Annotated in this window: 11 protein-coding genes; 6 read left to right on the top strand and 5 right to left on the bottom strand. The window is 43.0% G+C overall.

Going from position 1 to position 21,719, the window contains the following annotated elements; all coding sequences use genetic code 11:
* Positions 1 to 127 precede the first annotated feature (127 nt).
* Positions 128 to 1,489, bottom strand: a complete 1,362-nt coding sequence (locus tag QY309_05620; protein ID WKZ60960.1) for a flippase — start codon at positions 1,487 to 1,489, stop codon at positions 128 to 130.
* 155 nt (positions 1,490 to 1,644) lie between these two features.
* Here QY309_05620 and QY309_05615 point away from each other — a divergent pair, with 155 nt between their 5' ends.
* Positions 1,645 to 2,193, top strand: a complete 549-nt coding sequence (locus tag QY309_05615) for a hypothetical protein (protein WKZ60959.1) — start codon at positions 1,645 to 1,647, stop codon at positions 2,191 to 2,193.
* 1 nt (position 2,194) lies between these two features.
* Here QY309_05615 and QY309_05610 read toward each other — a convergent pair whose 3' ends face one another.
* Entirely contained in the window at positions 2,195 to 4,411 is a 2,217-nt protein-coding gene (locus tag QY309_05610) for a Wzz/FepE/Etk N-terminal domain-containing protein (GenBank protein ID WKZ60958.1), read from the bottom strand.
* Positions 4,412 to 4,703: 292 nt separating this feature from the next.
* Between QY309_05610 and QY309_05605 the strand changes: the two genes are divergently transcribed.
* Genes QY309_05605 through QY309_05585 form a run of 5 tightly spaced genes read left to right on the top strand, consistent with a single transcriptional unit; the run spans position 4,704 to position 8,627 of the window.
* Entirely contained in the window at positions 4,704 to 6,566 is a 1,863-nt protein-coding gene (locus QY309_05605; GenBank protein WKZ60957.1) for a carbamoyltransferase, read from the top strand.
* Positions 6,567 to 6,598: 32 nt separating this feature from the next.
* Positions 6,599 to 6,748, top strand: a complete 150-nt coding sequence (locus QY309_05600) for a DUF5989 family protein (GenBank protein WKZ60956.1) — start codon at positions 6,599 to 6,601, stop codon at positions 6,746 to 6,748.
* Positions 6,749 to 6,757: 9 nt separating this feature from the next.
* Positions 6,758 to 7,141 (top strand): SxtJ family membrane protein, encoded by a 384-nt coding sequence (locus QY309_05595; GenBank protein WKZ60955.1) that lies wholly within the window; start codon positions 6,758 to 6,760, stop codon positions 7,139 to 7,141.
* On the top strand, positions 7,142 to 8,011 hold the full coding sequence (locus QY309_05590; protein WKZ60954.1) for a UbiA prenyltransferase family protein: 870 nt from the start codon (positions 7,142 to 7,144) through the stop codon (positions 8,009 to 8,011). It abuts the gene before it with no gap.
* Between the two features lies 1 nt (position 8,012).
* On the top strand, positions 8,013 to 8,627 hold the full coding sequence (locus tag QY309_05585; protein ID WKZ60953.1) for an HAD-IB family hydrolase: 615 nt from the start codon (positions 8,013 to 8,015) through the stop codon (positions 8,625 to 8,627).
* On the opposite strand, the gene QY309_05580 is transcribed toward QY309_05585, so the two are convergent.
* The 3 genes from QY309_05580 to QY309_05570 are packed head-to-tail and all read right to left on the bottom strand — an operon-like array spanning position 8,602 to position 21,598.
* On the bottom strand, positions 8,602 to 9,834 hold the full coding sequence (locus QY309_05580; protein ID WKZ60952.1) for a hypothetical protein: 1,233 nt from the start codon (positions 9,832 to 9,834) through the stop codon (positions 8,602 to 8,604). The genes QY309_05585 and QY309_05580 overlap by 26 nt on opposite strands.
* Positions 9,835 to 9,842: 8 nt before the next feature.
* Complete coding sequence (locus tag QY309_05575; GenBank protein ID WKZ60951.1) at positions 9,843 to 10,862, bottom strand: PorP/SprF family type IX secretion system membrane protein; 1,020 nt, start codon at positions 10,860 to 10,862, stop codon at positions 9,843 to 9,845.
* Entirely contained in the window at positions 10,859 to 21,598 is a 10,740-nt protein-coding gene (locus QY309_05570) for an MBG domain-containing protein (GenBank protein ID WKZ60950.1), read from the bottom strand. Before QY309_05570 ends, QY309_05575 begins: the two co-directional genes overlap by 4 nt.
* Between the last annotated feature and the right edge of the window lie 121 nt (positions 21,599 to 21,719).

The following is a 21,719-nucleotide window of genomic DNA, read 5'->3' as shown; positions in this document are numbered from 1 at the left end:
TTTTAAGTGTCATAAAAAGGTAAACAGTAAGCACAAATACGAGCACTGATACCTTAATCAAATCCTTCTCTGTAAATTTTGCTTTCAAAACAGGATGAAGTATTTAAATGTTAAGAAATATAAAGCATTAGTGATTTCTATCGCTCCTTGTCTTAAAGAAATTTCCAATATAGCGCCACCCATAAACATACCAACCCACCAATTCAACAAAGACCATCCATGTATTAATCTTAAATTTGGAGTAAAGAATTATTTGATTAACAATAAAAATAAAACCAAAAGAAATAACAGTTCCGTAAGCAGCACCTATAATACCAAAGGATCGAAGTAAAAAATAGTTTAAAACAATATTGAGCAGTGCCATGAGTAAAGATAAATAGAAATTTAATTTAGGCATTTGCAGGGCATCCATGATTGTCCCAAACTGCCGACTAAAGGGTAGTAAAATTGTATAAAATATTGTCACTTGTAAGATCGGAACAGCTTCTAAGTACTCTTTACCAAAAATAACAGTGATAATAAAATCTGCCATAAAATAAATCGGAAGCACAACCGGTAGCATTACAGCTAAAATCAAACCTACAGATTTATAGTAAATGGATTGCACTCCCTCTATACCAGACTCCTTCATTTTACTACCAACTTGAGGGAATACAATATTAGCAATAGCCATAGTGGGCACTTCAACGATATTCGAAATTCTTAATGCCGGATTATACATTGCAACACCAGCCGTAGAAATGAGTCTGCCGATCATCCAGCTATCCGTATTCCTGATTAAAATAGCACTAATATTTGTTCCAAACGTATATTTACCTAAATGAAACAATTTTTTAAGTACTTTACTATCGAGCAAATCTCTTCGGAAAAATGGAATCCTGCCTTTAACTAATTGATATGAGAAAAAAGAGGCTATACCCGTTGCTAAAAGTTGCACAACTGCCAATTCGAGGAGTGTTGGGTTACTGCCAGTGGCGAAATAACCCAAGATGTAAGCAAAAAAGACAAATAAGCGGATAAAATTAGCAATAAAAATTGCCTTGAACTGCAAAGCTGACTGCAAGAAATATTCAAAATGAAGAAATGCTATTAAAATGAATGAATTAACTGAATAAACATAAAATAGCTGCTCAAGTTTTTCAGCATACCAAAATTTTGCAAGCCACCCCGCACAAATCGCCAATAAAGACACTACTACAAAAGTTAACAAGATGTGAAGAAGCAGAGAATTGATGATGATTTTAGCCCGTTCATTCTCCTCCGAAACAACCAGCAAACTAATAAAAGGAATTCGTATAAAGCCTACTCTTAACGTCTCCAATATACCTCCCACACTTGTAAATAAAACCCAAACTCCAACATCAGAAGGGGGAAGCATTCGAACAAGCAAGAAAATAGTCACGAAACCAAATAAAACTACAGATATCTGATTCAATAGGGAATATGCCCCATGATTTATCCATTGATTTGAATTACCGCTTGGTGCCAACAGTAGTAGATTTAGCGTAAAGATAACTAGCCCCAGTAACTTTATATTAAAATGCGGGCTTTAGTACCAGATTATTTTAAAGAAGGCTAAGTTCTCATAATTTTATAAGAGATTTCCAGGAATTATTCAAAACTCAGTAAAACTTACAATTTATCATGGTCAAAAAATTAATAATAATTTTCATTACACTGATATCAGGTTTACTAATAAGCTATGGCATTTATAAACTTTATGCTCCAACAATAATAGTGAATGAGCTTCTAAAGGAAACTGAACCAACCTTTCTTCCCAAGAAAATTGCCGAGAAAATAAAGGAAGTAAAGACTCAAACTAATCAATTATCAACCGATATAATTAAAGATATTCATAAGTCAAACATCTCACTTGATCAGCTCTTGAATGAGCTTGATGAAGTTACGGAAGATGAAGCCAATTCCTTCTTAGATGAAATCAACAGTTTGGAGGAACTCAATTCGCCTGATCAAATATTTGATTTAGCAAAGAAACACTTTCCTGTAGATTTTGACATTGAACCACTAAGAGAGCCTTTCAGAGATAAAGCAGACATCCATAAACTTGAAACGCTAATTCACAAAGCCAATGAATATAGGTATAACAACTTAATAGATTTTGAATCAGGTAAAGCCATTATAAAGCGTATCCTTATAGAAAAGGAAAAAGAATTAAAATTATACACGGAATAACCTACGATCTATAATCTTTTGGATCAATTCGATTAAGAATGCATCCTCCAAATTTACTTCCTAGTGAACCGAGGTAATGTATTGATTCACGATCTTGTTGAGCAATTACTGATTGTGCAGAAAATACAGTGATAACCTTGTCTACGTATTGAACAAGTTCTTTCGTATCCGCATAATCATTCAACGCGCCACCTTCCAAAAGAATAAAGTCGAAATTAGCCTTAAATCCATCAATCAGACTTTTAAAATTTCTCCCACTCAAAATTTCAGCTGGGGAAGCTGCATCTCCGCCCGCATTAGTTACAATGAAAACGTTTTTATAAACAGTTGGGGTTATTAATTCATACGCCATCTCATTATCCTCAGACTCAACATCTGGTTTTCCTTGCGAAGTGGCTGTTAAAAGACCGGCAACCTGGCGATCTTCAATAGATTTAACTTTCGATCTACTCTTGGGTAAAATCTGAGAAAGTGTATTATTCCTAAAATTTGTATCAACAATTAGCACTCGCTTATTAACTAGACTTAGAATATAAGACAACGCAATTATCAGAAAAGTCTTACCCTCATTTCTACGCAAGCTTGTTATTAAAATTACGGAAGAGTTGAGAGAAACAACTTCATGCCGGAGTTTCCTTAAGACCGACTTAAAAAAATCACCCTGTTCATTCCCTGCTTGATTAAATATTTGTGGAATGTTATAATTGCTAAAACTCAGCCGGATTACTGAACCAATCAACGGGAGATTAACAATCGAATTAAACTTTTCGGTTGAGCGAATTGATTGATCTAAAAACTCAAATAGTGCAATGATAAAAATACAGATTGAAAAACTGCTAAAGCCCGCTAGTCCCACTATTAATATACGCTTTGTGGATAGTGGGTCTTGTGGTGGAAATGCAGCAGATACTTGCTTGAGATTATTTGAGGCCAGAAGCCTGTTATTGGCCTCATTAAATTTTGCCACTGCCTCCAAGTATTCTTGGGAGGCTAAATCAACTTCTTGCTGAATAGCTGCGAGCTTTGCTTCTTTAGATGCATATCCAGAGAAATTATATTGTAGATTCCTGATCTTTGCCTCAACTGTGCTTAAATTAGACCGTTCAACCTGTTGCTCAACATTCAACTCATTTAGCTTATTTTGAATCTCGGCTTTTGTTAAAGTAGGCGCGGTCGTTTGACTGTTACCAACATTCATGGTTTGAATTCTCAACTGTTCACGCAAAAAACTAACGGAATCCCTTAACTTGCTATCAACTTGCCCACCAGTGATGTATCGGTCATTCAACTTATTGATTTCGTTTCGCAATTCGATAATCTTTTGATTATCCGAAACATTTGAATTATTTCCTGAAATACCATTGAGTTGTTTGAGCAAATTATCCTTCGTGAGCTCAATACGATGAAGTGAACTCCTTATGTCATCCCGCTGCTTTTCAAGATCAGATAATTGAACCAACTTATTCTCTCCCTCCTTATCAATACTAAAGAGATTATTACTTGTCTTAAATAAGCGCTGAGTCTCCAATTTTTCATCCAAGTCAGCTTTCTTCTTGGTTACTAATTGATTCAAGAAATCAACTGATTCGCCAGCTCGCTCAGATGTTAAAGATTTACTGAAACGAATGAATTCTTCACAAAAGGAGTTAGCAGCTAATGCAGACAATTGCGGATGATCAGAAACATAATCTACCTGTATAAAATCAGTATTTGGGATACGGTAAAATGACAAATTGGATTTAATAGCTAGATAGTCATAGTTGTAAGCCAACAAAAACTTCTGGATTTCCGAATAACCTGGTGAAGAAGTTGATAACGGGGTTAAAGTTTTCAGCATTTCAGTAACCAGATCTCTAACGTGATTTGTTTCATCAACTGTGGTCTGGAATTTCTCAGGATCAGGCCGGTGGAACGGAATTTCCTTCTCATCTAAATCATGAAGCAATAATCTATAAGAAAGAAAATTTGTGGCCGCTCCTGAATTCATTGAGCTAAACAAGTTGCTGAACTTTATATCAGCATCTCTAGGGTTAAACCATTCCTCTTTCAAATGAACCTGATCGTTCATAGTAAATCCAGTGGATAGTTGTGTAGATGCCTTATATCTTGCAACTTGCTTTAGTGTGAAAAAATAAGCAGCTCCACTTGCCAGAATGGGAATAATGATCCACAACCATTTCTTCCTCCATATAACCTTTAAAAGGAAAAGAATATCCATATTACCCAACTGTTAGTATTTGCAAAGTTATCAAATTTTCATGCCAATCTTAAGGTCCCTTAAGCAGTCTCCGTGGAGAGTTTAGAGTGCATTTTATCAGGACAAGTTAAACCTCAAAAAAATCACTTTGTAAAGCTGAGTAAATCCCTCTCAACACCATAGAGTTGGTAAAACGACCTGATTAACAAAAAAGTTGCGGATGTACTCGCTAAAACCCTTGAATCTCGCTAAATTTCCGTGTTTTTTGAGCACTTTTAAGCCCTTTTTAACCCTATTGACTACCTAATCCCTCATGAAAATACTCGGTATTTCTGCCTTTTATCACGATTCCGCAGCTGCTATTATTGAAAATGGTGAAATCATAGCCGCAGCACAGGAAGAGCGCTTCACCCGTAAGAAACATGACCCCGGCTTTCCCTCAAACGCGGTAAAATTCTGCCTGGACTATTGCGGCACTTCTATTGATAAACTGGATGCCATAGCCTTCTATGATAAGCCCCTGCTGAAATTTGAGCGCCTCCTGGAAACCTATTATGCCTTTGCTCCAAAAGGAGTTTCTTCTTTCATAACAGCCATCCCTGTATGGCTCCGGGAGAAAATGTTCCTCAAACGATTGATCCTTGAAGAGCTTGCTAAGGTAGGAGACTTTGATAAGAAAAAACTCAAGCTCTTGTTTCCAGAACACCACCTTTCGCATGCGGCTAGTGCCTACTACTCCTCACCTTTTGACGATTCCGCCATCATGACCATTGATGGGGTGGGTGAATGGGCAACCGCCTCCATTTGCCATGGAACGGGTAAGGACATCAAAATTCTGAAAGAACTAAAATTCCCGCATTCACTTGGTCTATTGTATTCTGCTTTCACCTATTTCCTTGGATTTAAGGTTAATTCAGGTGAGTACAAGCTCATGGGACTTGCCCCCTATGGCGTACCTGGAAGTGAGCAAGTGAACCAATATATCGCGACCATTAAGGAGAAACTTGTCTCGCTTAAAGAAGACGGTTCCATTTGGCTGAATCAGGAGTACTTCAATTATGCCACAGGGCTTCGGATGGTCCATGAAGATAAATGGGAAAAGCTCTTTGGCTTCAAAGCACGGAAGCCTGAGGATGAACTGGAGGCACACCACTGCAACCTGGGGTTGGCCATTCAATACGTGACCGAAGAGGCCGTCATTCTTATGGGGAAAGAAGCCAAACGCCTCACCGGCTCAAAACACCTTTGCCTGGCCGGAGGGGTGGCCTTAAACTGTGTGGCCAATGGCAAGCTACTCAATACGGGCGTTTTTGATGAGGTGTTTATCCAGCCTGCAGCGGGTGATGCCGGAGGCGCCTTGGGAGCAGCGCAGGCAGCCTACCACATCTACTTCGGTATGGAGCGGGTTACGCCAAAAGCCATGGATGGCATGAAGGGCTCCTATCTGGGGCCTGAATTCTCCGATTTAGATGCTGAACATGTGATCCGAAAATATGCCGCTAAAGGGCAACATTTCAAGAATTATGACGAACTGTGCGCGTATGTGGCGCAGCGAATCGCGGAAGACAACGTGGTGGGTTGGATGCAAGGACGGATGGAGTTTGGTCCCCGAGCACTGGGTGGCCGAAGCATCTTGGGAGACCCAAGAAGTGCTGAAATGCAGCGAAAGCTTAACGTAAAAATAAAATACCGCGAGTCTTTCCGTCCGTTTGCTCCTTCTGTTTTGGCTGAAGATTGTGCGCAGTATTTCGATCACAAATCCATTTCGCCATACATGCTGCTGGTTCAACCCGTACTTGAATCCAGGCGCAAACCGTTACCGGAAGGCTATAATTCCTTTTCACTGAAGGATAAGTTATATCACCTACGCTCCGATATGCCTGCCATCACGCACATTGATTTTTCCGCTCGTATCCAAACGGTACATAAAGAAACCAATCCCAGGTATTACCAGCTTATTGAGGCCTTTAAAAATCTAACCGGGTATGGAGTTATTGTAAATACCAGCTTCAACGTTCGAGGTGAGCCTATCATTTGTACCCCTGAAGATGCTTATCGCTGCTTTATGCGAACGGAGATGGATTTTCTGGTAGTCGGCAACTATGTCTTTGACAAAAAAGCGCAACCAGAATGGCAAGAAAAAGACAATTGGAAAGAAGAGTTTACACTGGATTAAAGTATATTTGAACGTCTAAAAATCAGTTGGTTATGGAATTCCTCAGAGACGTCCTTAAGTTCATGGCGGCCCGCAAAAAATGGTGGTTAACTCCTATCATTTTATTACTCATTTTTATCGGAGTCTTATTGGTAATCGGGGGTGGCTCTGCTGTAGCACCTTTCATTTATACACTTTTCTAAGCTTTTACCGTGCAAAAGCAAGACAGATACAAAACCATACTGGTCATGGTTACCGGGTTTCTGGTTATTGCCTGGGTTTTATTTGCAAAAGAATACACCCGCGCAGCAGAAATTTTAGCCAAGATAGCCCTTGGCATAGCACTAGTATCGATTTTTATACCACTTGTAGCAAAAGGGATTGAATGGATTTGGCTCAAATTTGCACACGTATTAGGCTGGATCAATTCAAAAATACTTCTAGGGCTGATTTTCTTTATTTTTCTTCTCCCAATCGCATGGTTGTCGCGCCTTTTTACCAAAGATCCCCTTCGCTTAAATGGGAGGCAACTGAAGTCGATGTATAGTGACCGCAACCACCTGTATACAAAGGAAGACCTGGAAAACATCTGGTAAATGATGCGGCCTGTTCTACAAATGATACGGCCCTCCCACTGGATTAAGAATCTTTTCCTTCTCATCCCAATTTTTTTTGCGGGTAGACTTTTTCAAATTGAACAAGTTGAAGTAATTCTGGCCGGCATCGTAGCTTTTAGCCTGGTGGCTTCGGGCATTTATATCATTAATGATTTCAAAGATCTGGAGGTTGACAAACTCCACCCGCTAAAAAAAAAACGTCCCTTACCATCGGGATCAATCTCAAAATCAACCGCTATCATTCTGCTAACCATTCTCCTATCAATTGGGTTAACATTAGCTTCTTTTCTTAATACAACATTTTTAATTCTATTAGGAGTCTACCTGGTGCTGAATATCGGATATTCGTTTGGCTTGAAAAATATACCCATCGTTGACCTGTTCATTGTTTCATTAGGATTTTTACTCCGCATACATAGCGGGGGTATACTTTCAGGTGTAGAAGTCTCTCATTGGCTCTCTATAATGATTATGTTGTTGGCACTCTTTCTTGTTTTAGCCAAAAGACGGGATGACCTCGTACTTCAAGCATCCACGCATTCCGTTATCCGAAAAACTTCATCCAGCTATAACCTGGAGTTTATCAATGCATGTCTAACCATGTTTGCGGCTGTAATTGTAGTGGCATACATCATGTACACCGTTTCGGAAGAAGTAATTCAACACTTTAACAGCTCATACCTGTTCATCACCACACTTTTTGTCATTGCCGGCATTATGCGATATCTTCAAATTACACTGGTCGAGCAAAATAGCGGTTCACCAACCAGCATTCTGGTAAAAGATAAGTTTATTCTGATAACGATCGCTCTCTGGATTATCTCATTTTACATCATCATTTATAATTAACGTGAATCGACTGGTACTTTTTGATTTCGATGGGACCATCACGACAGAAGATTCCTTAAAAAAATTCCTACTGTTTTATCACGGGTTTACCAAGGTCTTCATTGGCTTAACCATCCTTTCTCCCATCTTGATAGGGTACCTTTTAAAAATCGTTTCCAATAGTATTGCCAAGGAAATTTTGATGCAATGGTTTTTTAAAAATGAATCAATAAGCAACTTCAATGCAAAGTGTGATCAATTTGCACGGGAAGAAATCCCTAAAATACAACGTCAAGAAGCCATCAATCTAATCAACGAGCATAAGGCTAACGGAGATACTGTAGCTGTAGTAACCGCATCTCCGGAGAATTGGGTTATACCCTGGTGCATGCAGCTGAATATTCAATGTATTGGCACAAGGCTCCACGTATGCAATAATGACTTAACCGGAAAATTTGAAGGCAAAAATTGCTATGGTCCTGAAAAGGCAAGACGCATAAAGGCTTTATTCAATCTTAAAGAGTTTTCTGAAATTATCGCCTATGGTGATTCGCTTGGCGATAAACAAATGTTCGAGCTGGCAACAAGGCATTACTACAAACGCTTTCCGACTAATGATACAGTAGTATCTCGATAACGCCACCCCCACTTTTGCTTTGCTCAGGTTTAACCCGTTGCGTAGAGACCGAAATTCTATCTTCAGTCAAACCGGTTAGCCGCAATGCCCGTATGATTTCAGTAGTTCGTTCCAGCGTGGTTTTACTATCTTCTTCTTCCCGAATCCAAACCAATATCTGAATTCCTTCGCGCTGGAGCACCCGATTGGCCACAAACCAAAGTATCTCAGTCTGATCACTGGAGAGAGTAGAAATACCTTTATTGTAATCCATTCGCGTGGATATGCGTTTCGGATAAATAGCATTTAATTCCTCATCAGAGAGAAATGTGGATCCTGCAGGCAGAACGTTACTGACATAAGAAATCTGTAAATTCTTAATCGATGATTGATTTCCGGCAACTCCCTGGGAATGATAGGCAGTCGTGTCAGCATAAATTGAAAAATAGGCATCAAAACCAGTCGAGTTTACTACTTTACCCAGATTTCTTGGAACTGACCATATATCCCAAGTACCATACTGACGTTCACTTACAAAAATATCAGCATCTCCATAACCGCCATGCCCATTACTGGCGAAATATAATTTCGACTTATCTGAGCTAAGGAAGGGTGCAATTTCAAATCCTGCTGTGTTTACAGAAGGCCCTAAATTTCTTGGTGCAGACCATTTGCCCGTACTATCTCTAAGACTGACGCATAAATCCTCTTCTCCACGACTTTCATCAGCATTCATCGACAACACAATCACTTCAAAATCAGGTGAAACATAGGCGCTAAAAAAATCATCCCGATTGATGCCTGGCACTGGAATAAATTCCGGCTTTGTCCATTTTCCTGCCACTAACTTTGAAAATGAAATTCCGCTTTTGTTATTGTAGGCATTCAACAAATAAACGGTTGTACCATCTGCGCTAATACCAATCACAGCGTTGGAACGCTTGTTGTTCCACGGCTTTCCTGCATTTACTGCAGGCGTCCAGTTTCCATTGGCATCCTTCCTGGAAATCCAGATATCGGTGCCTGCATACTTGCCCCCTATGTTCTCGCTGTGAAATGCCCTTGAAAAATATAGTGTCTGTCCGTCAGGTGAGAGCATGGGTGCCAACTCTTCATCTTCAGAGTTTATGACTGTACCCAGCTGTTCAGGCTGACTGAATTGAAGCTCCTGGGCACGCGCTTCCAACGCAGCAATCAAAATGAGACTATGTAGAACTAAACGCTTCATGCTTGCGATCACCAAAAACGAGGTTTTAATTTATAAGGATTAAATAAGGTAAGCCCCAATACCAGTTCGTGGGTGTATACATCAAAATTATTTAGTCCACCTGTGTACATATCGTAGGCATAATTGATAGACACTACATTGGTCGTTAAACCAACAAGTAAGGAACCTTTCAAATCAGGTTCAAATGCCGACCCCACATAGATGAGGTCTTTATACTTCAATCGGAGATTAGCCGCCCACCTTACATCAAAACCTTCTCTATAGTTCGCGGTAATACCGGGGGATAACATCCATTCTGGATTGAGTGGAAAAAAGGCCCCTACTTGTGCCCTGTACCTTGTGCCCGCATTTAAGTTGAATAACTGATCGCCATCCATTTTATGCGCAACCAGGTTATCCGATGACAGTCCCAGAAAGAACTTCCTGGAGTAAAGAACCAACCCAAAATCAACCAATACTGTATTCTGATTCCCCTGCCCTGCCGCCAGCAAACTTTGATAAAACAAGTCGTTTACATCATCGCGTACCTGAAGGCCACTAAAATCAATCCGTTGATTTATATAGCCAATCCGGGTACCAAAAGAAATACTAAGCCTGGGTGCCAATGGCAAATGATACGCGTAGTTTAAGAAGCTTCCGAACGATTTATATGGGTCTACCGTCCTGCTGGTCACGATACCGCCCAACCCATGACGCCTTCTGTATTTATTCTCGTTCTGTATCGATTCAAAGATGGTCGGATCGGATGTGCGCAATGCATTATTTCTTCGTCCGGAGCGGCTGCCATTGTTTAACGCGCCAAAGAAACTGAAAAAGGAATTATCATTTTTTATTCCGAAGTTATTCCAGCCTTCCCTTACGCCAACATTCAAACCAAAAAAGTCATCCATACCAGTAAAAGCAGAATTAACAGCCGGCAGATTCAAATAATATTGTGTGTAGTCATCTTCTTGCGCAATGGATTGTGCTGTGCAAAAAATAAACACCATCACCAAAAGGCCCCGATAAAGTATAATTAGATGTCTCATTTCAATATCGTTACAGTGCCCTGATATTTCCGTTTTCCTCCATTCAAATAGATGGTATAAAAGTATGGGCCAGCGGATAGCTCCACACCATTCTTTCTCCCATCCCACTTGCAATCAACCGACTGGCAATGAAATACCAATGAATTGTTTCTATCGAACACGCGTATCTCTATATCAGAGTAAAAATCCAGACCTACAAAATCCCAATAGTCATTAACACCATCACCATTTGGCGTAAACGCATTGACAATACTTACTTCGGGAAATACTTCCGTGATGGAAACAATCCTGCTGACCACATTGCTGGCATCCAAGCTATCGCGCACCACAAACGCTATTCGCTTATCAGAGATGGTAGCAGCACCAGTAACCGGGCTGCTGAACGTTATTTTTGCTAACGCAGCCTCATAATTGGCACGTGTATCCTTTCCTGTTAATTCTAGCATACCGATAGCTGAATTATATGTAACCGTAATGGGCGATCCGGTTTCCGGTCTGTACGAAAGCAAATCACCATTCGTGAAGTTCTCAACAATCGAAATGGTTGCCGAAAACATATTCGCATTATCGATATCGCTTATCAATATGGAAGTCGACACCGGTATGGCGGGATCACCCAAGCTGTATAAAACAGGAGTCAATTCAATATTGCTTAGCACAGGAGGATCGTTCACGCTGACAACAGAAATCGACACATTGGCATTCTGCGCTGCCGAAAAAACGCCCTCAAATGCATTCCATATAAAGGAATCTGAACCACTAAATTCAGGTTTTGGTTGATACACAAAGTTATTGATGGCACCACTTTCCACCGCAATTTCGGCACCCGCAGCCACTGGATTTCCTTTCCAGAAGAGTGTGCCTTGAGCGGGCAATGAAATTACTTTTACATACTGAATTGGACTCCCCGAAAAACTTGAAAAATTATCTGCAAATGTTTCATACGCAAATGTGTACAGCACATCTTCAGGGGTTTGAATAGAAAAACTAGTCAGCGTTGGCGGAAAATTAGGCGTAACCGTTAACGTACCTTGCTCATAAGTGAAATTGTAATTGTTATCACTGCCCCCAGAAACCGTGATCGGATATCCACCCTGTGGTGAAGAAACTGTAGCCGCAGTAGAAACAGTTGGCTTCTCATCAATATCATTGGTATCATCGCTATTGGCAAATCCGGTATAACTGATTGTTAATTCAGGATTAGGTGTACCAAATAACTTGGTTTTATTATCCGCTGTAGCGGTTAACGTTGCCTTGGTAATGGTGAGTGTACCCGCTGCATAAACAAAATTATAATTATTGTCCGCACCCCCGGATACCGTGATCGGATAGGCACTTACCGAACTAGTTCTCGTTGCGGTTGTACTGGCAATAGGCTTGTTATCCAATACCGATTCAAGTTCACCGTTTACAAAGCCTGTGTAGGTTATGGTCAATGGAGGGTTATCCAAACCATAAACACGGCTGATGTTATTGGCACGTGCAGTCAGGTTGATTTTATTAACCGTAATGGTTACGGCAGTCTCTTCAATGGTATTGTAATTATTGGTATTCGTTGGCACGAACCGAACAGCCAGTTTTTGATTAGCTCCTGCATTAAGCAGTGTTCCTGAAGGCGGTGAATACGTAAACGTTCCGGACACAGAAGCAGTTGCATTAAGCTGTGTTGCGCCTAAAGCCGTTCCATAATTTATTGCTGATGGATTACTCCAGCTAATAACAGGATTTGCCTTATTTACAGTGATTAAAACCGTAGTGCCATTCACACTGTTGAAGTTATTGGTGTTTGACGGAGTGAAATTTACGGATAACACCTGGTTAGCACCTGCGTTTAACACGGTACCGCTGGCGGGCGTATAGGTAAAGGTACCCGCTGTGTTTGCCGTGGCATTTAGTTGTGTAGCAGAAAGAACTGTGCCATAGGTGATCGCGGAAGGGTTAGCCCATGTGATTACCGGGGTAGCTTTATTCACGGTAATGTTTACCGTAGTTCCATTTATCGTATTGTAATTATTGGTATTGGTTGGAGTGAAGTTAGCTGACAAAGTTTGATTGGCACCGGCATTTAATACGGTTCCTGCGGCAGGCGTATACACAAACGTACCCGATACATTGGCAGATGCATTCAATTGCGTTGCTGAAAGTGCTGTACCGTAGGTGATAGGTGCAGGTGTGTTCCAGGTAATAACCGGGTTGGCTTTATTTACGGTAATCTGTACCGTTGTACCATTAACAGCATTGTAATTGTTTGCATCTGTTGGCGTGAAGTTAACTGACAATACCTGGTTTGCTCCTGCATTTAAAACTGTGCCTGCCGAAGGATTGTACACAAAACTTCCCGCCACATTGGCCGTTGCATTTAGTTGTGTAGCAGAAAGTGCCGTACCGTAGGTGATGGCTGCCGGGTTATTCCAGGTAATTACCGGTGTAGCCTTGTTCACCGTAATCAACACCGTAACGCCTGTAACTGAATTGTAGTTGGTGGTGTTACTAGGAGTAAAATCTACGCTTAATACCTGATTGGCACCGGCATTTAAAATCGTACCGATCGCAGGTGTGTAGGTAAATGTTCCCGCTACACTTACAGAAGCATTCAGTTGCGTAGCACTTAAGGCTGTTCCGTAGGTTATCGCAGCAGGATTATTCCAGGTAACTACAGGGGTTGCTTTTACAATGGTAAGCGTTCCACTCACATACGTAAATGTGTAATTGTTATCGGTGCCTCCGGAAAGCGTAATAGCATACGTGCCCACCGGACTGGAAGCAATGGCAGTGGTAGAAGCCGTAGGAGGATTATCCAGCACCGCTGAAGTCTCCCCATTCCTGAAACCTGTATAAGAAATTGTAAAGGTAGGATTCGCCACACCAAACTCACGACTTGCATTCTCAGCTGTAGCGATAAGCGTTGCTTTTGTGATTGTCAGCGTACCGGACACAAAACTGAAACTGTAATTATTGTCTGTACCACCACTTAAGGTAATTGGATAAGTGCCTGTTGCACTGTTTACCGTTGCCGTAGTGGAGGCAACCGGTAACACATCAATTACTGTTGCATCCTCTGAGTTGACAAAGCCGGTGTATGTAATTGTGAAAGTTGGGTTTGCTGCTCCGTAAGTACGGCTTGCATTTGCTGCAGTTGCCGTTAACACCTTTTTGGTTATGGTTAGCGTACCAGCAACATAGTTCAGATTATAGTTATTGTCTGTGCCACCGGAAACATTGATTGGATAATTTCCTACCCCACTGAGTACCGTTGCGGAAGTGGAAGTAACCGGAGGCGTATCAATCACAGATGCGTTTTCACCATTCACAAAACCGGCATACACAAAAGTTAATGAGGGGTTAGCTGCACCATAAACACGCGACTGATTGTTTGCCGTAACCGTAAGCTGAGCTTTATTTATGGTTAACACTCCGGATTGTAATATGATACTGTAATTTGTCGCGCTACCCCCTGCAAGCGTAATGGGATAGGTGCCCACTGAACTGGTGGTGGTAGCGGTGGTGCTTACAGTTGGCTGTGTGATGGCACTCACATTATCGCCATTCAAAAAGCCACTATACGTTATGGTAAGCGCAGGAGTGGCCTGACCATACGTTTTACTCACATCGGCAGGTCGTGCAATAAGCGGAGCAGGATTGACAGTAAGCGTTCCGTTTTGTAAGACGAAATTATAATTTATAGATACCCCTCCGCTTAACGTAATCGGATAGCTTCCAACATTACTTAACGCGGTAGCACTGGAGGCAGCGGTTGGTGCAGTAATTTCACTTTCTGTATCTCCGTTCACAAATCCCGTATAGGAGATTGTAAAAACCGGATTCGGCAAACCATACGACCTTGACTTATCATCTGCGCGTGCGGTTAACGTAGCCTTTGTGATGGTAAGCGTGCCATTTACATAGTTGAAATTGTAATTATTATCTATACCTCCTGATGGAATGATCGGAAATGTGCTTCCTGCATTATCACCTGCAATGGCCGAGCAAGTTGCTATAGGTGGCGTGTCAATCACACTGATAGTTTCACTATTTACAAACCCCGTATAGGTAATCGGGAACGATGGGTTAGCGGCACCATAAACACGGGTTCTGTCTGTTGCCGTTGCCGTGAGCACAGCTTTGTTTACGGTAATTTGTACGGTGCGTACTACTGTATTATAATCGATAGTATTGGTGGGCACAAATGTTACCGAGAGTGTTTGGTTCGCTCCTGCATTCAATAAGGTTCCGATTGCAGGTGTATACGTGAAAGTTCCTGGTACACTGGCTGTCGCATTTAACTGTGTAGCGCTGAGTAATGTACCATACGTAATGGCCGCAGGATTTGACCAGGTCACGTTCGGATTATCCTTATCATTAACCGTAATCTGAACTTGCGTACTGGGTACCGAGTTATAATTTAATGCATCTGTTGGTGTAAAGGATGTCGTGAGCGTATACGTCCCGGCAGTAGCAAATGATGCCCCGATTGCCGGTGTGTATGTAAATGTGCCCGCTACATTGGCCGTAGCATTGAGTTGCGTGGACGATAATGGCTCATTGATTTTAATCGGCAGTGGTGTAGCCCAGGTTACAACAGGCGTTGCTTTGGTCACGGTTATTAATGCAGTACGCCCAATAACGGAATTGTAGTTCAACCCATCTGTAGGTGTAAAGTTCAAAGACAACGTCTGATTAACGCCTACGTTTAATATGGTGCCGCTGGCCGGTGTGTATAAAAATGTTCCAGGCACATTTGCGGTGGCGTTTAGTTGAGTCGCGCCAAGTGGTGTACCATACACGATGGATGCAGGATTAGCCCAGGTAATTACAGGATCGGCTTTGTTTACGGTAATTGTACGTTGGAAATTAGTTACAGCATTATAATTAGCTGCATCGGTTGGGGTAAAATTAACCGATAATATCTGGTTGGCACCCGCATTCAGTACCGTGCCCGCTGAAGGCGTATAAACAAATACTCCCGAAACGTTGGCAGTTGCATTTAGCTGTGTCGCACTAAGGGGCGTTCCATAGGTAATGGCAACCGGGTTATTCCAGGTGATTACCGGAGTTGCCTTATTCACCGTGATTAAAACCGTGGTTCCGTTTACCGGATTATAGTTGTTGAGATCAGTCGGAGAAAAATTAACAGACAAAACCTGATCAGCACCTGCATTGAGTAAGGTACCGGATGGAGGAGTGTAAACAAATGTTCCCGCTACACTGGCCGTGGCATTCAATTGCGTGGCACTGAGCAACGTACCATACGTAATGGCGGCAGGGTTATTCCAGGTAACGGTTGGCGTTGCTTTGTTTACGGTAATAAATACGGTAGTACCATTAACCGAATTATAATTCAATGCATCCGTTGGGGTAAAATTAACGGATAGCGCCTGATTGGCACCTGCGTTAAGTACCGTACCCATTCCGGGTGCATAGATGAATGACCCGGCCACACTGGCTGTGGCGTTAAGTTGGGTAGCAGAAAGCGGAGTACCGTAGGTTATCGCTGCAGGATTTGACCAGGTTACAATAGGAGTTGCCTTATTCACGGTAATTAAAGCGGTTGCCCCGATAGCATTATAGTTCGCATTATCAGTTGGCACGAAGTTGACAGACAAGACCTGATTAGCGCCTGCATTTAAGATTGTTCCGGCTGCTGGTGTATACGTGAATGTACCGGCTACATTGGCAGATGCATTTAATTGCGTTGCACTAAGGGCTGTTCCGTACGTAATGGCCGAAGGATTTGACCAGGTGATTTCCGGATTGGCCTTATTCACCGTTATCTGAACAGTCGTTCCATTTACCGGGTTATAATTGGCAGCATCGGAAGGGGAAAAATTTACAGTAAGCACTTGATTGGCCCCTGCATTGAGTACAGTTCCGAGTGCCGGTACATAGGTAAATGTTCCGGCTACGCTGGCGGTGGCATTTAATTGTGTTGCACTCAGTGCGGTTCCATAGGTAATGGGCGAAGGATTATTCCACGTAACCACTGGAGTTGCTCTGGTAATGGTAAGCGTACCACTCACATACGCAAACGTATAATTATCATCAGAACCCCCTGCCACAGTGATTGGATAGGTACCCACAGGGCTCGAAAGTATCGCGGTAGTGCTGGCAACAGGTGGTGTGTTTAACACGGAAGAATTTTCACCATTCACAAAACCCGTATAGTTAATGGTAAATGCCGGGTTGGCCGTCTGATATACTTTGGTTGCATTTGCAGCAGTGGCCGTAACCGTTGCTTTGTTGATTGTCAATGTTCCTGAAACATAAGCAAACGTATAATTATCATCTGTTCCACCTGACACGGTAATCGGGTAAGTACCTACGTTACTGGTAACTGTAGCTGCCGTAGTAGCCAAAGGCGCACTATTGATAACGGATGCATTATCACCATTCACAAATCCGGAATAACTGATTGTAAATGTCGGATTAGCAGCTCCATATAACCTGCTTTGATTATCGGCCGTGGCGGTCAAGGTAGCTTTATTCACCGTAAGGGTGCCATTCACGTAAGTGAAATTGTAATTGTTATCTGTTCCGCCTGTAACGGTTATCGGATATGTTCCCACCGGTGAGGCGGTTGTAGCTGCACTACTCGCGGATGGCGCGGTATCCAATACTGCCGGTGTATCGCCATTTACAAATCCGCTGTAGCTTATGGTAAACGCAGGGTTGGTGGCACCGTACGTGCGACTCTGATTATTGGCAGTGGCGGTTAGGGTAGCTTTCGTTACTTCCAATACCACGGTGGTGCCGTTAACTACATTGTAGTTTGTGATATCAGTCGGTGTGAAGTTCACAGACAACACCTGGTTGGAGCCGGTGTTTAATATCGTGCCTGCTGACGGAGTATATGCGAATGTACCTGATACGCTGGCAGTGGCATTTAGTTGCGTGGCCGATAGCGGAGTACCGTATACAATGGGTGCAGGCGTATTCCACGTAACAGTTGGAGTAGCTTTGGTAATGGTTAAGGTGCCACTTACATAGTTGAATGTATAATTGTTATCATCTCCACCCGATACAGTGATTGGATAGGTACCTACTGAACTCGAAAGTGTAGCAGTAGTGCTGGCTACAGGCAGTGTGTTTAACACGGTAAAGTCTTCACCATTCGCAAAACCGGTATAGTTGATTACGAACACCGGGTTGGCCGTCTGGTATACTCTACTGGCATTGGCAGCAGTAGCCGTTACGGTTGCCTTATTTATGGTAAGCGTACCGGCATTGTAACTAAAATCATAATTGGTAGCCGTACCACCAGAAACCGTGATCGGATACGTGCCTACATTACTGGTTTGCGTGGCTGTTGTCGAAGCAGTGGGTACTGAGGTAAGCACCGCGGCTGTCTCACCATTTACAAATCCTGAATAATTGAATGTAAAAACAGGGTTGGCTGCGCCATACACCCGACTTGCATTCTGAGCGGTAACCGTGAGTGTGGCTTTGGTAATCGTGATGGTGCCCGCTGTATTGACGATGTCATAGTTATCATCCGATCCACCCGTCAATGAAATTGAGTACGAGCCTACCGGTGTAGTAGCCGTAACAGTTGAAGAAGCAACCGGTGCAGTATTCAGTACGGCTGGTGTTTCACCATTTACAAAACCCGTATATGCAATTGTAAACACCGGGTTGGCGGCTCCATACGTGCGTGTTTTGTTTTCGGCTATAGCCGAAAGTATGGCCTTGTTTATCGTGAGTGTTCCCGATACATAGTTAAATGCATAATTATCGTCAACACCACCCGACACCGTGATCGGGTAACTGCCCACATTACTGGTAGTCGTAGCTGTGGTCGTTGCCGTAGGTGGCGTGTCTAACACTGCTGCATTTTCGCTATTTACAAATCCGGTGTAGGTAATCGTTAAGGCAGGAATTGCAGCGCCATACGCTTTGCTTCTATTATCAGCCGTGGCCGTCAGCGTAGCTTTGTTTATCGTTAGGGTACCATTCACGTAGGTGAAATTGTAATTGTCGTCTACACCACCCGTCACCGTTATCGGATACGCACCCACAGGTGAAGCGTTTGTAGCTGTACTTCCTGCGGTTGGGGCGGTGTTCAGTACACCCGCGTTATCACCATTAACAAAACCTGTATAACTTATTGTAAAGGCCGGATTGGCTGCACCGTATGTTCGGCTCTGATTATTGGCCGTGGCTGTAAGGGTAGCTTTCGTTACCTCCAATACCACAGTGGTGTTGTTAACTATATTGTAGTTTGCTGCATCTGTCGGAGTAAAATTCACAGACAACGTTTGATTGCCTGCATTCAAAACAGTGCCTGAAGCAGGTGTGTAGGTAAACGTACCCGCCACACTCGCAGTGGCATTCAGTTGCGTGGCGCTCAATGCAGTACCATATGTTATCGAGGCCGGTGTAGCCCAGGTAACGGTTGGTGTTGCTTTATTCACCGTAAGGTTTACCGTAGTGCCTGCAACAGCATTGTAATTCGCTACATCGGTCGGAACAAAATCAACACTTAAAACCTGAGCGCCTGCATTCAGCACAGCGCCCGCAGCCGGAGTGTAGGTAAATGTACCCGGCACGCTCGCAGTGGCATTCAGTTGCGTAGCACTCAATGGGGTACCATACGTTATCGCGGCTGGTGTAGCCCAAGTAACAGTTGGTGTAGCCTTGTTCACCGTAAGGTTTACCGTAGTGCCTGCAACAGAATTGTAATTTGCTGCATCGGTCGGAACAAAATCAACACTTAAAACCTGTACCCCTGCATTTAACACAGCGCCCGCAGCCGGAGTATAGGTAAACGTACCTGCCACACTCGAAGTGGCATTCAGTTGCGTAGCACTCAATGCAGTACCATACGTGATCGCGGCTGGTGTTGCCCAGGTAACGGTTGGTGTAGCCTTGTTCACTGTCAGGTTAACTGTAGTGCCTGAAACAGCATTGTAATTCGCTGCATTGGTTGGAACAAAATCGACACTTAAAACCTGTACCCCTGCATTCAACACAGCGCCCGCAGCCGGAGTATAGGTAAACGTACCTGCCACACTCGAAGTGGCATTCAGTTGCGTGGCGCTCAATGCAGTACCATACGTTATCGCGGCTGGTGTTGCCCAGGTAACGGTTGGTGTTGCTTTATTCACCGTAAGGTTGACCGTAGTGCCTGCAACAGCATTGTAATTCGCTGCATCGGTTGGAACAAAATCAACACTTAAAACCTGAGCGCCTGCATTCAACACTGCGCCCGCAGCCGGAGTATAGGTAAACGTACCAGCCACACTCGCGGTAGCATTCAGTTGGGTGGCACTCAATGCTGTACCATACGTTATCGCGGCTGGTGTTGCCCAGGTAACGGTTGGTGTTGCTTTATTCACCGTAAGGTTTACCGTAGTGCCTGCAACAGCATTGTAATTCGCTGCATCGGTTGGAACAAAATCAACACTCAAAACCTGAGCGCCCGCATTCAGCACAGCGCCCGCAGCCGGAGTATAGGTAAACGTACCCGCCACACTGGCGGTAGCATTCAGTTGCGTGGCACTTAACGCGGTACCATATGTTATCGCGGCTGGTGTTGCCCAGGTAACGGTTGGTGTTGCTTTATTCACCGTAAGGTTTACCGTAGTGCCTGCAACAGCATTGTAATTCGCTGCATCGGTTGGAACAAAATCAACACTCAAAACCTGAGCGCCCGCATTCAGCACAGCGCCCGCAGCTGGTGTATAGGTAAGGGTACCCGCCACACTCGCAGTAGCATTCAGTTGGGTGGCACTTAATGCAGTACCATACGTTATCGCGGCCGGTGTAGCCCAGGTAACGGTTGGTGTAGCCTTGTTCACTGTAAGGTTTACTGTAGTGCCGGCAACAGAATTATAATTCGCTGCATCGGTCGGAACAAAATCAACACTTAAAACTTGTACGCCTGCATTCAACACAACACCCGAGGCGGGTGTGTACGTAAACGTGCCCGCCACACTCGCAGCAGCATTCAGTTGTGTCGCACTTAGTGCTGTACCGTACGTTATGGCTGAAGGTGCATTCCAGGTAATTACCGGTGTGGCTTTATTAACCAAAAGATTTTGATTGACTACTGGAGCTGCGTTATACGTATCATTACCCACTTGAGAGGCAGTGATAGTGGTTGTTCCCGCTCCTACTATGGTTACTGTATTGCCACTAATGGTGGCCACCGAAGGATCGCTACTCGAATAGCTTATAGGTAAACCTGAAGAAGCGGTTGCGCTTAATGCAAAGCTTCCATCACCGAAGGTTACTGAACTTAATGGATTGAATGTGATGGTTTGATCCAGTTTAACTCCAGTACCCTCCAGGTTAATTACAAAAGGATTTGTATCCGGGTCATCGGAAACTATTTGTATTGTTGCTGTTCGCACACCACTCAAAAGCGGTGAAAATGAAATCGTAAAAGTAGCGGTAGCCGCAGGCCCTAGTGTTACGGGTAAACCGGATGTGGTTAAATTAAAATCAGCAGTATGGGCACCGCCTAACGATATTGTGTTTACGGTAAGGTCTTCCGGTGATCCAATATTCTCGATGGTGATGGTAATAGCTGACGAAGCGGATAATAAATTAATTGAACCAAAATCCTCCGTATAACCGCTGGAAACGGGTGATCCGCCAATTGAAACCTGGATATCTTGTGCGAAACTGTTTTTAGAGCCAGGCCCAGTCTCTGTTGCAAAGGCGGTGGCAATTGCTAATCCCAAAAACAGACTACTGATACCAAATCGAAAAACGATATGGATAATACTATTCCTCATAATTAAAGCCAACTAGAACAGACAACTGAATAATAAGGATTAAACAACACTCCTCATTACCCTGTATATTGTCAGATTGAAAAGGGTAACAAATATCGGCTATTTACTGATGTATTTTCGC

Source organism: Cyclobacteriaceae bacterium, assembly GCA_030584025.1.
Taxonomy (GTDB): domain Bacteria; phylum Bacteroidota; class Bacteroidia; order Cytophagales; family Cyclobacteriaceae; genus UBA2336.
This window is presented reverse-complemented; position numbering and strand designations above follow the sequence as displayed.

Bases quoted from the DNA above. Each gene is read 5' to 3' on its own strand.
- QY309_05575 (WKZ60951.1), bottom strand. From the start codon at position 10,862: ATGAGACATCTAATTATACTTTATCGGGGCCTTTTGGTGATGGTGTTT.
- QY309_05600 (WKZ60956.1), top strand. From the start codon at position 6,599: ATGGAATTCCTCAGAGACGTCCTTAAGTTCATGGCGGCCCGCAAAAAA.
- QY309_05580 (WKZ60952.1), bottom strand. From the start codon at position 9,834: ATGAAGCGTTTAGTTCTACATAGTCTCATTTTGATTGCTGCGTTGGAA.
- QY309_05615 (WKZ60959.1), top strand. From the start codon at position 1,645: ATGGTCAAAAAATTAATAATAATTTTCATTACACTGATATCAGGTTTA.
- QY309_05570 (WKZ60950.1), bottom strand. From the start codon at position 21,598: ATGAGGAATAGTATTATCCATATCGTTTTTCGATTTGGTATCAGTAGT.
- QY309_05610 (WKZ60958.1), bottom strand. From the start codon at position 4,411: ATGGATATTCTTTTCCTTTTAAAGGTTATATGGAGGAAGAAATGGTTG.
- QY309_05605 (WKZ60957.1), top strand. From the start codon at position 4,704: ATGAAAATACTCGGTATTTCTGCCTTTTATCACGATTCCGCAGCTGCT.
- QY309_05590 (WKZ60954.1), top strand. From the start codon at position 7,142: ATGATGCGGCCTGTTCTACAAATGATACGGCCCTCCCACTGGATTAAG.